Origin of the sequence: Borrelia miyamotoi, assembly GCF_019668505.1 — a bacterium.
Classification (GTDB): Bacteria; Spirochaetota; Spirochaetia; order Borreliales; family Borreliaceae; genus Borrelia; species Borrelia miyamotoi.
On record NZ_AP024371.1, the window covers coordinates 122,082 to 141,690 of the forward strand.

Annotated in this window: 13 protein-coding genes and 1 pseudogene; 2 read left to right on the forward strand and 12 right to left on the reverse strand. The window is 29.5% G+C overall.

Going from position 1 to position 19,609, the window contains the following annotated elements; all coding sequences use genetic code 11:
- Positions 1-5: 5 nt before the first annotated feature.
- Genes K5Q05_RS00610 through K5Q05_RS00645 form a run of 8 tightly spaced genes read right to left on the reverse strand, consistent with a single transcriptional unit; the run spans position 6 to position 9,217 of the window.
- On the reverse strand, positions 6-608 hold the full coding sequence (locus K5Q05_RS00610; protein WP_025443983.1) for a tetratricopeptide repeat protein: 603 nt from the start codon (positions 606-608) through the stop codon (positions 6-8).
- On the reverse strand, positions 601-2,262 hold the full coding sequence (locus K5Q05_RS00615) for a 30S ribosomal protein S1 (RefSeq protein WP_025443982.1): 1,662 nt from the start codon (positions 2,260-2,262) through the stop codon (positions 601-603). Before K5Q05_RS00615 ends, K5Q05_RS00610 begins: the two co-directional genes overlap by 8 nt.
- Before the next feature lie 13 nt (positions 2,263-2,275).
- Positions 2,276-2,932 (reverse strand): (d)CMP kinase, encoded by a 657-nt coding sequence (gene cmk / locus K5Q05_RS00620; RefSeq protein ID WP_025443981.1) that lies wholly within the window; start codon positions 2,930-2,932, stop codon positions 2,276-2,278.
- On the reverse strand, positions 2,916-3,671 hold the full coding sequence (locus K5Q05_RS00625; protein ID WP_025443980.1) for a pseudouridine synthase: 756 nt from the start codon (positions 3,669-3,671) through the stop codon (positions 2,916-2,918). Before K5Q05_RS00625 ends, cmk begins: the two co-directional genes overlap by 17 nt.
- Positions 3,652-4,455, reverse strand: coding sequence for a hypothetical protein (locus K5Q05_RS00630; protein WP_172799049.1), 804 nt, complete (start codon positions 4,453-4,455; stop codon positions 3,652-3,654). Before K5Q05_RS00630 ends, K5Q05_RS00625 begins: the two co-directional genes overlap by 20 nt.
- Positions 4,433-5,524, reverse strand: a complete 1,092-nt coding sequence (recA, locus tag K5Q05_RS00635; RefSeq protein WP_025443978.1) for a recombinase RecA — start codon at positions 5,522-5,524, stop codon at positions 4,433-4,435. The genes K5Q05_RS00630 and recA overlap by 23 nt, the downstream gene beginning before the upstream one ends.
- A 10-nt stretch (positions 5,525-5,534) precedes the next feature.
- Positions 5,535-8,237 carry a transcription elongation factor GreA gene (gene greA, locus K5Q05_RS00640; protein ID WP_025443977.1) on the reverse strand — a complete coding sequence of 901 codons (2,703 nt, stop codon included), beginning with the start codon at positions 8,235-8,237 and terminating at the stop codon, positions 5,535-5,537.
- A 35-nt stretch (positions 8,238-8,272) separates the two neighbouring features.
- Positions 8,273-9,217, reverse strand: coding sequence for a tetratricopeptide repeat protein (locus tag K5Q05_RS00645; RefSeq protein ID WP_025443976.1), 945 nt, complete (start codon positions 9,215-9,217; stop codon positions 8,273-8,275).
- A gap of 187 nt (positions 9,218-9,404) precedes the next feature.
- Between K5Q05_RS00645 and K5Q05_RS00650 the strand changes: the two genes are divergently transcribed.
- Positions 9,405-10,562, forward strand: coding sequence for a tetratricopeptide repeat protein (locus K5Q05_RS00650; RefSeq protein WP_025443975.1), 1,158 nt, complete (start codon positions 9,405-9,407; stop codon positions 10,560-10,562).
- A gap of 27 nt (positions 10,563-10,589) precedes the next feature.
- Here the strand turns inward: K5Q05_RS00650 and hisS are convergent, their stop codons facing one another.
- Positions 10,590-11,960, reverse strand: a complete 1,371-nt coding sequence (gene hisS, locus K5Q05_RS00655) for a histidine--tRNA ligase (RefSeq protein ID WP_025443974.1) — start codon at positions 11,958-11,960, stop codon at positions 10,590-10,592.
- A gap of 133 nt (positions 11,961-12,093) precedes the next feature.
- Here hisS and K5Q05_RS00660 point away from each other — a divergent pair, with 133 nt between their 5' ends.
- On the forward strand, positions 12,094-13,971 hold the full coding sequence (locus K5Q05_RS00660) for a penicillin-binding protein (protein ID WP_025443973.1): 1,878 nt from the start codon (positions 12,094-12,096) through the stop codon (positions 13,969-13,971).
- A gap of 1 nt (position 13,972) precedes the next feature.
- On the opposite strand, the gene K5Q05_RS00665 is transcribed toward K5Q05_RS00660, so the two are convergent.
- The 3 genes and pseudogenes from K5Q05_RS00665 to K5Q05_RS00675 all read right to left on the reverse strand — a co-directional run bounded on the left by K5Q05_RS00665 (position 13,973) and on the right by K5Q05_RS00675 (position 19,594).
- Positions 13,973-15,868, reverse strand: coding sequence for an AMP-binding protein (locus tag K5Q05_RS00665; protein ID WP_025443972.1), 1,896 nt, complete (start codon positions 15,866-15,868; stop codon positions 13,973-13,975).
- A 221-nt stretch (positions 15,869-16,089) separates the two neighbouring features.
- Positions 16,090-16,319: pseudogene (locus K5Q05_RS00670) on the reverse strand (PG0541 family transporter-associated protein).
- Positions 16,320-16,327: 8 nt separating this feature from the next.
- Positions 16,328-19,594: an efflux RND transporter permease subunit gene (locus K5Q05_RS00675; RefSeq protein WP_044003461.1), complete on the reverse strand. Its 3,267-nt coding sequence runs from the start codon at positions 19,592-19,594 to the stop codon at positions 16,328-16,330.
- Between the last annotated feature and the right edge of the window lie 15 nt (positions 19,595-19,609).

Consider the following 19,609-nt stretch of genomic DNA (forward strand, 5'->3'; position numbering starts at 1 on the left):
CCAGCTCATCTAAGCTGCAAAAGCTTATTCTTAGCAAGATTAATATATAAGTTATTTTCATAAGAAAAATTAGAAATTTTTTCATATATCTCAACAGCCAACTTTTTATCTCTAACTTCAATTAATGCCGCTTTACTAAGCAAAGCCCTAATTTTAATAAAATCCAATCTAGTCTGCTTAATCACATCATCATATATCAATAAAGCATTCTCCGGTTGTCCCATTTTTTCATAAACCACAGCTTTATTAATATAGGCAAGATCTCTTTCAATCCACTTGGAATCAATAATCATATCTAAATCATCAATAGCTTTCTTATATAAACCTTTGTTTTGGAAATAAGTAGACCTTGCAAGATAAAAACGAGGAATAAATTCATATGCAATATCATGTCCATCACTTATAGCTGCCTCTATCTTAAATTCTAATTTACGTTTTTCTTCTTCATCCTTTGTTCTTAAATAAATATTTAAATCCCTCTCCAGGTTCTCTACTACTTCCCCTCCTGTCTTGACATAATCTACATCCACAGAAACATAAAAAAAAGCTATAACTGCCAAAAAAACAATAACTGTAAGAATGCCTATAAAAAATTTACTTTTAAACATCAGAATTCCTCTTCAATAGATCTTCAAATGGCCTATAAGACTCCTCATCATTTTCCTTAAACAAATAAGAAGAAATTTCTTCGCTTGATTTTTGCTCCTTATATGCTCTATAAGAAAGCAAAACTAATTTATTTTTAAAGTCAATATTAGTAATCATAACTTTAAGTTTGTCCCCAATACTCAAACTTTCAAAAGTATCTAAACTGGACTCTTTAGTATCTCCAAGTTGAATTTTACTGATAAATCCCATTATTTTCCCATAAACTCTTACCTGAACTCCTTTTGATTTCTTCTCCACAATTTCAACCTCAAGAATATCACCTCTCTTATAGCTCTTAGAAAAATCATCCCAAGGATTTTCTTCCAACTGTTTAATTCCCAACCTAATATTTTGCTTCTTTGCATCAAATTCAATAACTTTACCATTAATTGAACTTCCCAACTTAAAGTATTCCTCGGGATTAACCTCATCAATCCAGGAAATGTCGAACTTACTAATATATGCATCTATACCTTCTTCAAGACTAACAAAAGCACCCGTCTTTGTAATATTTTTAACAATACCCTGCACAACCTTACCAACAGCACATCTTTCATATAAACTATTCCACGGATTATCATTAACTTGCTTAATGCCTAAAGATATTTTTTGATTTTCTTTGTCTATCTCCAAAATTTTAACTTCTACAATTTGTCCAACTTTAACTAATTCTTGGGGACTTTTTATAACTCTTACCCAAGAAAAATTACTTATATGCAAAAATCCTGATATCTCACTATCAAGTTCAACTACAGCTCCAAAGGGCAATATTTTGACAACTTTACCCTTCACAATACTTTCAACCTTATACTTAGATTCAACAGAGTCCCAAGGATTTGTCTTCAAATCTTTAAGGGACAACTCCATCTTCCCCACATTTAAACTTAATTTGATAATTTTTAATCTTAATTTATCACCAACACGAATAAAATCCTCAACATTTTCAACACGACTAAATGCAATATTTCTTTTATGCAATACTCCTAAAACAAGATTCTTAACTCTTATAATAGCACCATAATCAGTAATTCTTTCAACAATTCCATCGACGATATCTCCCTCACTACAAGAACTAACAAATTCTTTTTTCTTCACAACCTCCCGATCTCTCTCCAAAGACCGTCTATCAAGAATCAGTTTAAAACCATCTGTTTTATCCGCTTGAACAATATAAAACTCAATAACTGAGCCTCTTTTTAATCTTTCATCCCTAGACTTAGAGCTTAAATAAGACGGCATAAATCCTACTACATCTTCATTAATTTGAATCTTATAGCCACTTGAAAGCTCAACCAACACCTTACCTTTAAGCACTTTTTTATTTGCAATATACTCATCAACCTTATCTTGCAAATTAAGAGAATCAAGCTTTGTAACACTAAGAACTAATCCCAACTCTCCCCCTATCTTCGTAACTATTGCATTAAGTTTGTTCCCAACACTTGGAATGGTTTCAAATTCATCAATTCTAATAAAACCTTCAGACTTATAACCAATATCTACAAGCACATAATCTTTCATGATATTTATAACAACACCAGCAACATTACTACCCAGTTCTATTTTTTCAAGAACCTTTAGATAATTTTCTTGTAAATCTTCTTGATTTTCCATCCTCACCTCTCTATCACTTTTTTTTCAAATTAAATGTCCTTATGATAATATCACATACATCGTCTAAGCATTTATAACTCGTATCTATATAAAAAACTTCTTTGGCTAGTTTCAATTTACCATACTCTTTATTTTGATCAATTTTATCTCGCCTCTCAAGTGCATGTTCTAATTCATTTAAAGCCACATCCCCATCTCTTTGATTATACCGCCTTAAAGCCCGAACTTTCACGGAAGCATCAAGATATACCTTAACCCTAGCTTCTGGAAAAATTACCGTAGTAATATCCCTACCCTCTATTATATAATCATCATCCTTCAATTTAACTAGTTCTCTTAATTTTTTATTCACAAACTTCCTAACACCCATATAAGAAGAATAAAGAGAAACCTGAAGATCTATCTTTTCATTTAAAATATGATTTATAACATTTATACCATTAAGTAAAAAATCAACACCATCAAATTTAACATCATTTTGTGATATAAGTTCCAAAATTTTGCTCTCACTAAGCAAATCATACTCGTTTAAAGTAAACCTTTGAGCAATTAAAGTTATTATTCTATAAAAATAACCAGAACTAATAAACCTAAAACCTAATCTAATCCCTAATTCTTTCGCAACCGAACTTTTTCCTGAAGCAGAAGGGCCATCAATTGCTATTATCACTTAACACTCCCCCCAAAAGCTGTGCCTTCAATCTATTAATTTTAGCTAAAGAAAGAACTTTAATTTGTCCCTCCTTTAAATTATCTAATTTAATATTACCTATTCTAATTCTGTGAATTTTCTTCAAAAAAATATTCTTACTTAAAAAAACTTTCCTAATTTCCCTATTTTTACCTTCCGTTAAAACCAACCTAACAGAACTATCACCAAGCATTACATAAGATTTTAACTTAAAAATTTCCCTTTCTATCTTTACTCCACGTTTAAAATTAATAAGCAAATCCTCATTAATAGCCTTTTTTGACTCAACAATATACTCTTTCTCAACTTCCCTCATTGGATGCAAAATACCATTTGCAAACCAGCCATCATTAGTGAAAAGTAAAAGCCCAGAACTTTTAAAATCAAGTCTACCAACTGAGAATAAACGTTCCTTAAACAAAGGTTGGACTAAAGATATTGCCAACTTTCTTCCATTTGGATCAAAATTAGAACACAAATAATTTTTAGGCTTATGCAGCGCTATATAAATCTTACTCTCAATTTTGGAAACTCTCCTAAAAACAAATATCTGATCCTTACACTTTACCCTATCACCTAAGAACACTTTATCCCCAAGCTTCGCAAAACTGCCATTTATTCTGACAAGATTTTTTCTTATGAGATCTTCACAAAATCTTCTAGAGCCTATACCCTTATCTGCTAAAAAAACATGAACCCTAAGCCCTTTGCTGTTCATATTTATCAATACTTCTTCCCTTTCTTAAAACTAGCTTACCATCCACATAAACTATGTCTATAACATCTAACATTTTATATTCAAGGACAACTAAGAAATAACAAAATCGGTCAAAAAAATAACACTTATCACCAGGGTCCAACAAAAACTCAAAAATAAAATTATCTTCCTTAGCTAAAATAGAAATAACTCTTGTTTTTTTATCTAAAATTCTAGCATCATATGTACCTAAAATAACATTAGACCTTTTAGTATTACATAAAATATCATCGTTCTTTTTGCTTATCCTTGATGACCTCCTGACTCTACACTTAAAGGCTTTAATTTCAGATACACAACTCTGAAGACTATCCACACTTTCCACAAAGAAACTATTTTTGCGAAAAAAAGGAACCTTAGATGCACTTAAATACACACCATCTTTCAAATTCTGACTCTTGGCCTTAAATTTCTCATACTTTTCACTAAAACTTATTAATTTCCTCACTACTGCCCTTTCAACTAGCTTTTTATCTCTTAACTTTACTGGATAAAAAATTTGTGTCTTTAAATAAAGCAAACTAGTCGCAAAAGAATAAAATCTAATTAACTCTTTAACATCCATTTCAAGACTATCAGAAAATATTAAAAAATCTTCTATTATTTTATTTAAACTAAAAGCCTTTAAAAGATCTCTCCTACGTACTATATAATCAAAAAAACTCTCTATTTTACCTTTAAAATCACCACAAACAATCAAATAATCATCTAAACTCACTATTCTAGCCTTTATCTTTTTCAACATTAAGCATACCAACTTCAGAAAAATCTTGATTGAGACCTTCAAAAATTATCTTTCTAAGCTTACTCTCAAGTTTATTAGTAAGTTCTTTTTCTTTAATGAGATAATTCACAGCACTCTCTCTACCTTGTCCTAATTTATCATTTCCCATAGAATACCAAGAACCTGTTTTCTGTATTAAATTATACTTAATTGAAGCATCCAATATACTTGCTTCACGAGAAATACCTTTCCCAAAATAAATTACAAGCTCTACCTTACGAAAAGGAGGAGCTACCTTATTCTTTACAACCTTAACTCTTATTTTGTTTCCAATAACATCATCTGCAGAAGTTCCTGTTACTTGCTCAATCTTCCTAACTTCAAGACGAAGAGAAGAATAAAATTTTAAAGCATTCCCTCCGGTAGTAGTCTCTGGATTGCCAAACATAACACCAATTTTCATTCTTATTTGATTAATAAACATAATACAAGTATTAGATTTTGAAAGTATACCAGTAATCTTCCTTAAAGCCTTACTCATTAATCTTGCTTGAAGACCAATCTGAGAATCTCCCATCTCTCCATCAATCTCTGCCTGTGGTGTCAAAGCTGCAACAGAATCAATAACAATTAAATCAACTCCACCACTCCTAATTAAATACTCAGCAATTTCAAGAGCTTGCTCACCTGTATCAGGCTGACTAAGCCAAAGTTCATCAATATTAACACCTAAAGCTTTTGCATAAACAGGATCAAGAGCATGCTCAGCATCAATAAAAGCTGCTATCCCACCACTCTTCTGAACTTCAGCAATTGCTTGAAGAGTTAAAGTAGTCTTACCAGAAGATTCAGGACCGAAAATTTCTACTATTCTTCCCATTGGATATCCCCCAACACCAATTGCCTCATCAAGTAAAATAGAACCACTGGATATGCTCTTTATACCCTTGCCTACAGGAGATTCTCCCATCTTGATAAGACTTCCTTTGCCAAAATCCTTTTCTATCTGAACCCTAACAAGCTCAATAGCTTTTTCTCTACTTAATCTGTCATCTAAAGAATTATCTATTTTATCTTTTAATTTTGACATCTTACTCCTTTTAATCAATTTTGGCAGGTTCTATTTTTTTAACATGATATCTAAAATGAGTATTATTTATTACAAAATCAAGATTGTCCCCTTCTTTTGCATCTAATAAATTCTCTCCAAAAGGAGATTTATAAGATATAATACCTTCATCAGGATTTGATTCCCAAGGTCCAAATATCAAATAAAACTCTTCTTTTTCAGTATCTTTATTAATCATAGTAACCTTTGTTCCAAACCCAACAACAGAACTTTGAAGCTCTTTAATATCAACAACTTTTGCAACATCTATTTCTGACATAAGAAAATTTAATCTTTTTGTTAAGAATTGCTGTCTTTCCTTTGCCGAATGATACTCTGCATTTTCTTTTAAATCACCAAGCTCACGCGCCTTACCAATTTCCTTAGAATTCTCCGGTATTTCTACATCCTTTAAATACTGCAATTCCTTTTGCTTTTTACTAAGAGAACTTAAAATAGTTAAAAATCCTATCTCAACTTTATCTCCTGCAAATTGCATTTTCTCATCTTCAAATTCAATATCACCAAACACAGTTCTTATTGCAGATTTAATATGTAAGAGATCCTTTGGAGGAAAATCTCTTATATAAAAACACGTCATATATACCCTTTTGGCAAGTTCTTCATCCATGACTTTACTTAAAACAATATTAAGGTATTTATCCTTAATCAAAAGATTAATTACCATCTTATAAATTCTCTTATTAGCAACAGAATTATTTTTATTATTAATCTTGACAACACTGCCTGTTAAAATCTTGATTAAACTTACTAACAACTCTGAATCAGAATAATCCAAATTTAATGAATAAACAGTATAATGCTTTAAAATCCAAATATAAGCATCCTTATAGATTTTATAATTTTTTATAACATAATTAAAAAGCTGTTCGATTTCTTTTACATCTTCCTTGTAAAGAGAATCTATCAATTTTTTATTAATATAATAAGGAAAAAGCTGTTTATAATAATCAACCCAATCAATCAACTCTTCTTTAATTAAAGATACCAACTCTTTTTTAATCTCCGCATTCAAAATTGAATCAAAAAGATCGACTATATTTTTGGAATATTCTCTTAAGAGAACCTCCAAGTTAATATCTTTTTCAATATTAACTTTCAACGCAATGCCACTCTCAGAGTTTTTTAAAGATTTAAGTATTACATAAGAACTTATAACATAATGATCAACCTTTGTAAAATTATTAACATAAATTAAAAAATAATTAAGCATTTCCTCTTCAATATGCCAATCCTTTATAACACCACCTGCTGTACAATAGTGCATAAAAATTTCATATCTTTTGTAAAAATCTTTTTCTATTTTAAACTTATCATAAACTTTTTCATTAAAGTTAGAAGCCCTCTCATTATACATATAAAAGTCAGCTTTTCCAGATGCCATAACAAAATGAGGATTATCTCTTAAAATTTGCTTAGCTTTCACACTCCAAGCATTCCACGCGCTCTTAGTCATCAAACTTGGAACAAGTTCTCTTTTAATTCCTTTAAGATCAATTGACTTATAACTTTTAATAATTACTCTTAAGGCCCATTCAATATCTTTCTTTAAACTCTCTACAAGCTCTTCTTTTGGCTTAATCGCCTTTAAAACCCTAATATTTTCTTTTTCAAGAGGAGCTAAAGCAGAAATAGCCATATCAAAACTAATAAAATGTCCACGCTTAGAAACAAAATCAACCACAATCCCTTGTTCATTTACATCCTTAACTATTCCTACAAACCAAGTCTGATGATATACAAAATTGCCTTTAGCAAAAAATAAATACTTTTCAAAATCAGAATAAACATCAACAAAATTTTTATCTAAGTTTTCGATATCAGATTTTTCAAGGTATTCCCCAATATTTTTAATATCCTTATATTTTTCTCTTAAAAAAATAACTAAATTTTCTCTTGCTTTCTGATTTTTATGGTCAAGCTTTAAAATTCCCTTTAAAATTTCTATTGTTTCATCAACATTTCCACTTACAGAATAATGCTCATATAAATCTTCATAAAGAACCACAGCTTTCTTAAAACCAAGTTCTTTTTCAACTTTCTGAAGTATTAGAAGAAAAGAATCAAAATCATCAGAAGTATATCGAATCAATTTAGACCATATTTCTCTAATGCCTGACATTTGTTTTTTATCAATAAAACGATAAATGGCTTTTCTAAAAAAATATATTGATTTTTGCAAATCAATATTCTCATAATGCATAGCAAGTTGCCTTACAAATACAGTATCATCAACATCAGCTTCAACAATACGAATCCAAATATCTGGTAATTTCTCATTCTCGTTATTTTGCGAATATATCTTTGCAAGCGTGTAAAGTGCATGCTTATTTTCAGAAGTTAAAAGCATCTTATGACATATATGTTCAACAAGAGACCACCTCAAATTTTGAGAAAACAAGTCCAAAACCGTAAGCAAACTCATATCATTAAGTGGCCTTCTACTATATATAAGCATGCCTGAAATATAAAGACCAGCAATACTCTTCTTGACATCCTTTAAATGTTTACCACAAATATCTAAAGCTTCCTCTGTTAAATTTTCAGAAATTATATTATCTATTAACTCATCCAATTCTCTTATCTTTGCAAGAGAATAATTATTAACAACTATTCTTGTCCACTTATCCTCTTGCAAGATATTATCCAATCTTTCTATAGTAGTGTTAGACATTCAACTCTCCTAATACCAATTTTATTAAAACCAAACTAATTGACATACTGCTGATATATTCCTATATCTATTTCTTTAATATAAGATAAAATTTCATCAATTCGGACACGATCTTCTTTTATCCTTACATAATGATCAATAAGCCAAAAATATTTATTGATAAGCCTTGGAAGCAATATGCTCTCATTTATTGATCTATAAGACTTCTCCTTAAGCTCATTACGCAAGCTATAAACAGACTGCTTTAAATGACCAAGCTCAATAGGCCTTAATTCTCTTTTTATATTAAACACACCATTTAATGCACCATAAACGGGTATCCACTCCTTAATAAGGGTATCAGAAATATTCCTATCACTCTTAATAGCTTCTATTAACTTAAGTATCATCTCAGATTCAAGTGCATCTATATCTATCTTTTGAGGATTAATAAAAAAAGCCTCTCTAAATAATACTTTAGCCTCTTTAATTTCATCAATAAGAGCATAAGAATCAGCAAGCTCAGCAACTACATCTGCATTTTCTTTCGCATCGCCTAATATCTGCAAAAAAACTGCTATAGCCCTCTCATAATTTCCCATTCCCTTATAAGACTTAGCAATCTTTATCAAAATATCTAAATTTTCTGGTTGTAATTTATATATATCTTTATATATAGTTAAGCATAATTGAAATACAAAATACTTAATTGAGTTCCGGCCTTGAATAAAATCAAAATTCATCTTTTTTAAATATCTTCTAGCAAAATTATTCCACTCTCTTATTAAAAACTCAGCCTTTTCATAGTCTTTATCTATCCGGTCAAGGCTTTCAACCTGGCCACTCCAATATACAGAACTTTTTAAAGCCGTTAAAACCTCAATATTATCAAAATCAAGAGAATGTGCTTCTTCTGATTTCATTAAGGCTGTTTTAAAATCACCTTTCCTGAAACTTAAATAAACATCCTTGATTAATTCCGCGATTTTTTCTGATGACACATTCCTACCACTTTAAAATATGTATAAATTCCAAATGAGTTTATATAATTATAACATTAATAAGTTTTTAGTCAAACCGGCCCCTTTAAAACAAAAAACAATATTCTATTTATTATTTTTTTAAGATAAAATTTATGTGAAAAATATTCAAAATAATAATCATGAGGGTAACTTCAACTTTATGAAAATGGAACCTAATAAACTTATTAACAAATCTATTCGCTATTATAACTCTCAGAGATACTCAGATGTAATAAAACTTTTAGAAAAGGAAATTTTCTTTTACAAGAATCACTATTTCTATCATTATATTTTAGGAATATCTTATCTTAGAATAGGAAATTTAGGAAATGCTCAAACATATCTAAAGAAAGCTTATACTTTAAATCCAACAGAACCAGATGTCAAGCAATCAATTGCAATACTACTGGCAGCCCAAGGCAAAGAAGACAAGGCTATACAGATATGGCTTAAAATGATAGAAGAAAATCAAGCAATAAAACGATCAGAACTCTCTTTAGAAACCATTCGAAAAAATCCTATTCAAGGAACACTATTCCTGAATAAAAATAAACTATATGCCAAACTATTTCCTGAAATTAAAGTAAAAACAAGATACAACCTATCTCAATTAATAAAGTCCTTCACAATATCAAGCCTTGCATTCTTAGTAATAGCAATAATATTCTTATTTACATATTATAAAGAAACAATTAAAATAACATTAAATGATTCTACCTCAAAAGAAAACAAATCTATAAACAATATTGCAGCATACATTGATGATATTAAAATAAATGACAAAGAAAAAATTAAAAACCATGAAGGACAATTTGTATTCATACTTACTGAAACTGAAATCAAAAATTCATTTCAAAAGATAAAAACTTATCTAAAAAAAGGCAAAGATAATTTTGCAAGAATTGAAATAAATAAAATATTAAACTCAAATGCATCAGAATCAATTAAACTTAAAGCTAAAAATTTAGCAAGTTTTATCTCAAGACCAGACTTTATTACATTCAACGACTATTTATCTTTAAAAGAAATTCAAAATAACCCATCAATTTATTCAAATGTATATATAAAATGGTCAGGAATTATAAACAATATTGAAAAGAAAGATAACATAACCTACTTTGACTTTTATGTCGGATATAACAAAAATACTCTTGAAGGAATAATAACAACAAAAACTACTTTTGATATCGACATTGATTTCAAAGACTCTGCTGAAATACTTGGCCAAATAGACTATAACTATAACACAAAAGAACTAACTCTAAATGCAATCACAATACGCAAAATAGAGAAAAAAAGAATTAATTTTATGACTAACAAATAAAGCTATTAAAGCTTACATACTTTTAAGCTAAAAAGGCGTGAACAAAAATTTGTCATTTCCTTTAACAAATTTTATAGCCTCATCAAAAGACAATAACAACTCTTCCTTTTTAGTTAAATCTCTTACCTTTATCTTATCTTCTTTATATTCCTCTTGCCCTATAAAAAATAAAAATCTTATAGCCTTATCAAGAGCATATTCTATTTGCTCCTTAATATTTTTACCATCCTTATTCTTTGGATATACCTCACAAGCAATATTGTTTACCTTAGAATAATCATGTCTTCTAAATTTATCTGCAAGTTTATAATAATAATCTTGCAAACCAGAATCTATGTTAACAATTAATACCCTCGAACTGGCTTTAACAACAAACAACTTAATGTAATTAAATTTGTCACTATCAATTATATTGTGAATCCTATCAACACCAAAAGAGCCCCCAACCCCTGAAACTTTTTGTAACGAGTTAGAAAATAAAGATAATAAATTATTGTATCTTCCACCACTACAAATACTTCCCATATCAATGCCTGTCATCTTAGCCTCAAATACAAGCCCGGTATAATAATCAAGTCCACGAACTATTTTAAGATTAAAGTTAAATGCATCCTGAATTCCCAATTCACTAAGATGTATAAAGATCTCTTCAATCCTTTTAATATCATTATTATGTTCTAAAATACCTTTTAATGTCTTCAATTTATCCCAAAAAGTCCCTTGTAAATTTATAAATTCTAATATTAAATCAACATGTTTTTCGCTTATCTGTAAAAGCAAATTTTCTCTCACATTCTCAATTCCTATCTTATCTAATTTATCTACATTTCTTAAAATAAAGACAGTAGCATCTTTTAACCCCAATTTATCAATATAAGCTTTCAATATCCCAATGTGAGAAAAGTGGACAATAAACTTTCTATTAATACCTTCTATGAAATTTAAAAAAACATCTTCAAGCCCACAATAAACAACAGATAGAATCTCAGCATCACCACGAAAAGTATCCTCACCAACTATATCAAAATCAAACTGTAGAAATTCTCTATATCTACCCTTCTGAGGGGTTTCCCCCCTAAACACTCTTCCCAGTTGAGATCTTCTGAAAGGAAATTTAAGCTTATTTCTATTAGTAGCCATAAATCTTGCAAAAGGAACCGTTAAATCAAAACGCATAGAAACATCTCTATCCCCATTATCTTTAAATCGATAGATTTGTTTCTCTATCTCATCCCCGCTTTTCCTTAATAAAAATTCAGAATACTCAAGAATAGGAGTATCCATCAAATCAAAATTATATGAAGCAAGAACACTATGTATTTGCCTTATAATATGAGTACGAATCAACGCTTCTTTTGGCAAGTAATCTCTAAACCCTTTTAAAGTTCTGACATCCACTATATTTAAACCTCTACTAATTTAAAATTCAATCTTTTCATAATATAATATTATAAATATGAGAAGAAATTAATCAAACATTAATCTTAAACTGTTAAATATTTATTACTTATAAGGAGCACCTAAATACTTAATGCGTAAAAATTTTGCCAGCAACTTAAGATTAAATATAGTTCTCATAGCTTTCCTAATAATAACACTTTTAACCATTTATAAATATTTTATGCTAATGTCCTCAAAAGATATACCATATTTCAACCAAAATATAAATTACATCTCAAGAAGAGGAAATATTTATGACAGAAATGGTAAAATAATAGCATTCTCTTCAAAATCACATTCAATAGGAACTTACCCAAATAAAATAAAAAATATTGTAAGTATATCAGAAACCCTTGGAGCAATACTGAAAATTGATCCTCAAACACTAAAAAAAAAACTGTCCTCAAAAAAAGGATTCACATATATAAAAAGAAAAGTAACAAGGGAAGAATCTGAATTAATTAAAAGAATTCAATCAGAAGGCAGATTAAAAGACATCATACTTTATCCAGACTATACAAGAATTTATCCATTTAAAGAACTAACAAGCAACATTACAGGTTTTGTAGGAACTGATAACATTGGGCTTGAAGGCCTTGAACTGTCTCTAAATAGCATATTAAATGGGGATCTCACTAAACAAAAATCTATAAACGAAAAATTAAGTACAAACAACATATACTTAACAATAGACATAGACCTGCAAAAAAATATAAATCAAATAGCAAAAAAATACTTTAAAGAAAATCAACCTGAAAACATGATTGCCATAGTAATGGATGCTAAGAATGGAGAAATTTTATCAATGCTTCAACTTCCACAATATGATGCCAATTACTATTCAAATTATTCTAAAGAAATATGGCACAATTTTGCCACCTCTCTTACCTATGAGCCTGGAAGTATTAACAAAATTTTTACAGTAGCTATCCTCTTAGACAGTGGATTATTAAAATCAAATGAAAAATTTCTAGATAACGGTGTATACCAAAAAAAATTCAAATCAGGTGAAATAGTTACAATCAAAACTTTAAATCCTCCTTATGACTACATCAATCCTAGTGGAATCCTAATTTATTCATCAAATGTAGGAATAGCCCACATTACAGATAAAGTAAGTAACGAATATTTCTATAACAAATTAATAGACTTTGGCTTTGGAGAAAAAGTAGGATTTCCTTTCCCCGGAGAGACAAAAGGTCTCCTAACTCACTATTCAAAATGGTCAGGACGAAGCAAAGCCACAATCGGATTTGGACAAGAAATAGGAGTATCTGCTATTCAAATACTACAAGCTGCTAGCATATTAAGCAATAACGGAATTATGTTAAAACCCAAAATCATAAAAAAGATAAGCGATGAAATGGAAAATACAATTCAAAAATTTCAAAAAGAAGAAATTAAAAAAGTAATATCTACTAATACAGCAAAAAAAGTTTTAAAAATGATGCAAGAAGTTGTAAATAAAGGAGGAATACCAAAACTTAAAATGAAAAACTTAAGTATTTCCGCAAAAAGTGGAACTTCTCAAGTAATTGATAAAAATACAGGAAAATACTCAGAAGAAGACTATACATCCTCAATACTAGTAATATATCCTACAGAAAATCCAAAATACATTATATACATTGTGTATAGATATCCTAAAAAGATAATATATGGAACAAGAATTGCTGCACCAATGGCAAAAGAAATAATAGAATTGATTGAACATAGAAATAATAAAAATGCATACAATGAAATCAAAATTTCTTCAAGAATTAGCATATCAAAACCTACAATAAAATACGAAAAAACAGGAGCTTTACCAAACTTTACAGGGGTCTCAAAAAGAGATCTAATAAAAATTTTAAAAAACTATAAAAACATAAAAATTAAGGTAAACGGCAATGGTTTTGTATATAAACAATCTCACCCACCTAACACAAAATTAAAAGACATCAATGAACTTGAAATAACACTAAAATAATTTAAGAAAATAAATTCTTTATCTCATTTCTATAAAAATCTAAAATATAATTACGTTTAACATCCATCTTAACAGACATCTCTTTACCTATCTCAAATGGTTTTTCTAAAAGGACAAACTTTAATACTTGCTCAAAAGGCTTAAATCCATTAGTTCTATTAATAAGTTTTTTTATCTCATCATTAATAGCTTTAAGAACAATGTTATTTGCAATAATCTGTCGCTTATTGTGAGCATCAAGAATTTTCTGACCTATGCTCTCTAAATATTTATTCACTTCTTCAAAATTAGGAAGAATTAATGCCCCTAAAAATTTTTGATCCTGCCCCACAACAACAGCTTTTTCAATCAATAAAGATTCTTCAAGCTTAATTTCAATTGGCATAGGTTCAATATTTTCTCCATTATTTAAAACAATAGTATCTTTTTCTCTCCCTATTACCTGAACAACATTATCCTTTGACAACTTAACAATATCCCCCGTATCTAAAAATCCATCAGCTCCAATAACCCGCCTTGTAGCATCTTCATCTTGATAATATCCAATCATAACCTGAGGACCTTTAATAAATAGGATTCCTTTACCTGGCTTTTTAAGCTTATTCCCATGTTCATCCCTAATTTCAGCAACAGTTCCAGGCAATATTTTGCCACAAGTACCAAGCATTAATTTCCCATACTCATTAGATGCAACACCAGGAGATGCTTCTGTTAACCCATAAGCATTAGCAAGCTTAATCCCAATTGAATTAAAAAACCTAGCAACAGATAAAGACATACTACTCCCACCAGCAATTCCAACAATAAAATTGTTGCCCAAAAATTTTCTTATTTTTTTAAAAATAAGAAAATCTCCCAAACTTCTAAGCGGAAATAAAACTACTAAACCCAAAACTCCTAAAAATTTTTTTATAGGCATGAATAAATCAAATCCATTATTAGGGTACAATCCTAAAACTATCCTAGAGCAGATATCATGCAAACATGCTACTTTAACAAAAATTTCAAATAATAATCTTGCTAAGAATGACTTTTTGACAAGCTCTTTAAAAATATTCTGTCTTACTGCAATCCAAAGTCTAGGAACAGCAGCAAGATAATGAGGATTAATATTTTTAATATCATCAAGCATCTTCCTTGGAACAATACTTGAAAATAAACAAGTCATACCTTTAAGAAAAATATTATAAGAAAACGATCTCTGAAATGAATGCCAAATTGGTAAAATACACATAAATATTTGACCCTCAGTAACACTAACCATACGACTAAAACTAGATACCTGATAAAGAAAATTAGCATGAGAGATCATTACTCCTTTAGGTGCCCCTGTGGTACCAGAAGTATATATTATTGTTGCCATATCATCAGGACTAACATTCTTTAAAATTTTAATAATCTTTTCATCTTGCCTTGTGTTATCCCCAATTGAAAGACACTCTTTGTAAGTATAAATTTTAAAATTACTAAACCGTTCCTTATTTTTTTCATTTAAATCATCAATAATAACAATTATAGGATTAACTCTAAAACTAACCTGCACAACCAAATCAAGAAGATTTAAATTTTCCACTATCACTATATTTGGAAGAATGGCATTAATAATTACTTCAATCTCAAAAAAAGTAACATCAGTTCCCTTTGGAACATCCACAGCACCTAAAGCCAAAATTGCAAAATCTATAACACTCCATTCAACTCTATTCTCAGAACAAATAAACACTTTATCTTGATACCCCAAACCCATTTTTTCTAAGAATGATGCAAATTTCAAAACATTATTCTTTAAATCCTTATAAGTAACTCTGAAATACTCTTTATTGCTTCCTCTATATATTTGTGCAATTCCACTGCCATGCTTTTCAGCAATCTCAAAAAAAGCTTTTACTACAGACATATAATCCTACTTTATATAATATCTAATGATATTAATAATGTTACTAGATTATAACATTTTCAATAATAAAATCCTAATTCAAATTTTAATTACTTGTAGATTAGTCAATGAGATAATGCTTACACTGAATGTCTTTTTTCCAATTACTTTATTGAAATAATTATTATTTATAGAGAAAGGTTTTAAAAATCAAAATATGTACTATTAAGCATAAAAAAGTTCTAATTGCCTATAATAAAAAATCTAATTCCTTCAGACACTATAAGAATAAAATTTTCCTCTGACCAAATCCCATCAATTTACTTTTCGCCCTTTCTCCCTTTACCACGAACATTATATATCTTAGAATAATATATCTTTCACCCAAATCATCTTCTATCTTATTAAGATATTCATGAAGATCAAGCTCTAAAGATGGATTAGAAATTATTTCTACTATATACACAGACACGCCTAGTCTTAATCCTCATCAATAAAAAGATTATCAAAATTACCATCAATCTTGGTGTTCCCATTATCATTATTTTTGGAAATATTAATGCTATTTTCACTTTGACTTTTATTGAAAAAGCTCTCACCTCCTTCTTTAGGATTAATTCTGCCAATAAAAATACACGATTTAAAAAAAATAAAATTTTTTACAGAAAGCTTAGAAAAAATTTCAAAAATCACAGGAATAAAAAGTAAAGTCAATAATGTACTAGCAATCATTCCACCAATAAAGGTAAAAGCAATTGGCCTTATAAGAGCATTATCACTTGAATCTGAAAACGCAAGAGGAAAAAACCCAATTATCGATGTTAAAGCAGACATTAAAATTGGCCTAAACCTAGAACGGCCTGCTTCAAGTACGGACTCTCTAATACTAAATCCCCTTTTAATCAATAAATTAATATAATCTACCAACACAATGCCTGTATTAACAACAATTCCAATAAGCATAAGCATACCAACAGCAGTAAAAACAGAAACATGTTCTCCTGATATGAAATAAATTGGAGAAACACCTATTAACGTTAATGGTATTGTAAAAAGAATAATGAATGGCTTTAATAGAGACTCAAATTGTGCTGCCAACACTCCAAATACAAGTAAGATAGCCATAAAAATTATAACCATAAAATGCTGCATACTCTTCATAAATTCACTGTATTCTCCTTCAAACTTAACTAACACACCATCCTTTTTAGGAACCTTATTAGTTACAAAATTCACTACATTTGCCGTAATCAAAGCTAAATTTTCATTTGGAGCAACACCTGATGTAAGGTTAACTACTAACGATTGATTTTCTCTTAAAATCTCTCCAAATCCTTTTTTTTTCTTAAGCCTCACTATTGAAGAGAGAGGAATTTTAATACCAGCTGAATTCATAACAAACATTTTATCCAAATCTCTCAAACTAGTCATATTTCCTCTATCAAGCTTGAGCACAATATCATAATTTATCCCATCTTGAGTGTATTTCCCTGCCAAAATCCCATCAATATTACCCTTAATCTCTTTTGAAAGATCTGACACACTAATTTCATAATAATAAGCCTTCTCTTTATCTAATTCTATATCAATTTGAAGCTCTTCTTTTATATCAAGTCCAGGATTAACAAGATTGGGAAATTCTTTCTTTAAAAGACTAACTAACAACTTTCCATATTCTATTGCATACCCAAAGTCAGACGCAATAATTTTAATATCAATAGGAGACCCACCAAAAGAAGTACCTCCTGAAAAAGTATGAGAACCAAGATCAGGATAAAGATTTTCAACACGCTTATCAACTCTATATTTAATATCTCCTTGCTCCTTAATAAATTCTCTACTGTTCTCTTCACTTAAAGGAAATATAATTCTAAAGGAAAACCCACTTAAACTTATTTCAGAAATAACACTCTTATAACCCTTAATTTCGCTCTTTAAAATTTCTAAAACTTTATCTGAGTGAATTCTTGAAATTTCCAAACTCTGCTCATGGGGAAATCTAAAAAAAAAATCCATAGAATAAGAATGGGTTTCGGGAATAAAAGATACATTTAAAAGGGGAAATAAAGCTAAACTTAAAACAAAACTAAAGAGAATAATAAGCGAAAAAATTATCTTGTTAGTTAAAACGTATTTAAGCAACTTAACATAAAATCGTTCACCAAAAGAATAAATCCCATAAAAAAAATTATCAATCTTTCTAATAAATTTATTCTTGATAGGTTTTTGAAAAGTAGTATAAATCCCAACATAATAACTTGAAAGAACAGGAACTAAAAAAACTGCAACAAATAAAGAAGCAGTCAAAGATACTACAATAGTGAAAGCAAAATCCCTAATAAAATCACCAATAATATCCAATTCAGCCTTAAAAATAAGCATAGGAAGAAAAACACAAATTGATGTCAGAGTAGCAGCCATAATTGGTAGCATCATCTCTTGTGTTCCAAGAATGGCAGATGAAATGAGTTTAGCTCCCCTCTGTCTATATTTATATATATTATCTATTACAACAATAGAACAATCTACAAGCATACCAACACTCAAAGCAAGACCCGAAAGACTCATAATATTCAGCGAAATATCCGCAAAATACATCAAACAAAAGGTAAGAATAATAGCTAATGGTATTGCAATCCCAATAATAATTGTCGCTCTAAGACTCCTTAAAAAGAAAAAAATAATACATAACGCAAGCATTGCCCCAGAATAAGCTGCATCAGAAACAGAAAAAATAGCCTTTTTAATAAACTCAGAAGTATCATTAATAAGCTCTAAGAATATATCTTTTGGAAGTTCAAGCTTGATTCCCTCAATCTCTGCATTTACTGAATCTGAAACAACAACAGGATTTGCACCACTTTGTTTTTTGATAGATACCCAAATAGAAGGCTTGCCATTATAATATACATAATTTTTTAAATCATAAGAGACCATATCAACACTTGCAATATCCCTTAATCTAATTTGAGCAAGAGAATTATTATCACCTAAATAAGTATTTGGAGTCTTATAAGAAATAACCACGTCTTCCAAGTCTTTAATCGAATTAAATTCTCCAGATACTTGTGCTTGATATCTTAAATTATTGTCTAATAAGCTACCAACCGACAATTCAAAATTGTGAGAAGAAATAAATGGTGCTATTGCTGATAAAGTTAGTCCATATGCCTCCAACCTATTTTGAGAAACTTCAACTAAAACGTGTTTAGCCTCACCTCCACTAATCTGCACATGTCCAACCCCATTAAGCCTTTCCAACTTGGGCTTAATAATATTATCAGCATACCTTTTAAGTTCTATAACAGACCTATCTGCATACATAACAAATGACAATAATACCAAATCTCTTGCACTTCCTCTATGAATTTTAGGCAAGCTTGCTTCTTTAGGTAGCAAGCTTTTTGAAGACTCAATCACATCTCTTATTTCATTTAAAGCTAAATCTACATTAGTTCCACGATAAAATTGAATAGTAATATTGCTAGTCTCTTTAAAAGAAACACTGTTGATTTTTTTTATATTCTTTATCAAGGCTAAATTGCCTTCTAAAACACTAGTTACTTTTCTTTCAATTTCTTTAGCAGAACTTCCCGCACAGTTAGTAGAAATAATGACATAATTTTCTTCAATAACGGGCCACAAATCTACCTTTAATCTTGAAAAAGTATAAATGCTAATTACAACCAATAACGAAAATAATATTAACATAGCTATTGGTCTACCAATAACCTTTTTTACTAACAATATCGAACCTCAAAA

Bases quoted from the DNA above. Each gene is read 5' to 3' on its own strand.
- greA (WP_025443977.1), bottom strand. From the start codon at position 8,237: ATGTCTAACACTACTATAGAAAGATTGGATAATATCTTGCAAGAGGAT.
- K5Q05_RS00665 (WP_025443972.1), bottom strand. From the start codon at position 15,868: ATGTCTGTAGTAAAAGCTTTTTTTGAGATTGCTGAAAAGCATGGCAGT.
- recA (WP_025443978.1), bottom strand. From the start codon at position 5,524: ATGTCAAAATTAAAAGATAAAATAGATAATTCTTTAGATGACAGATTA.
- K5Q05_RS00650 (WP_025443975.1), top strand. From the start codon at position 9,405: ATGGAACCTAATAAACTTATTAACAAATCTATTCGCTATTATAACTCT.
- K5Q05_RS00625 (WP_025443980.1), bottom strand. From the start codon at position 3,671: ATGAACAGCAAAGGGCTTAGGGTTCATGTTTTTTTAGCAGATAAGGGT.
- K5Q05_RS00630 (WP_172799049.1), bottom strand. From the start codon at position 4,455: ATGTTGAAAAAGATAAAGGCTAGAATAGTGAGTTTAGATGATTATTTG.
- K5Q05_RS00610 (WP_025443983.1), bottom strand. From the start codon at position 608: ATGTTTAAAAGTAAATTTTTTATAGGCATTCTTACAGTTATTGTTTTT.
- K5Q05_RS00660 (WP_025443973.1), top strand. From the start codon at position 12,094: ATGCGTAAAAATTTTGCCAGCAACTTAAGATTAAATATAGTTCTCATA.
- K5Q05_RS00615 (WP_025443982.1), bottom strand. From the start codon at position 2,262: ATGGAAAATCAAGAAGATTTACAAGAAAATTATCTAAAGGTTCTTGAA.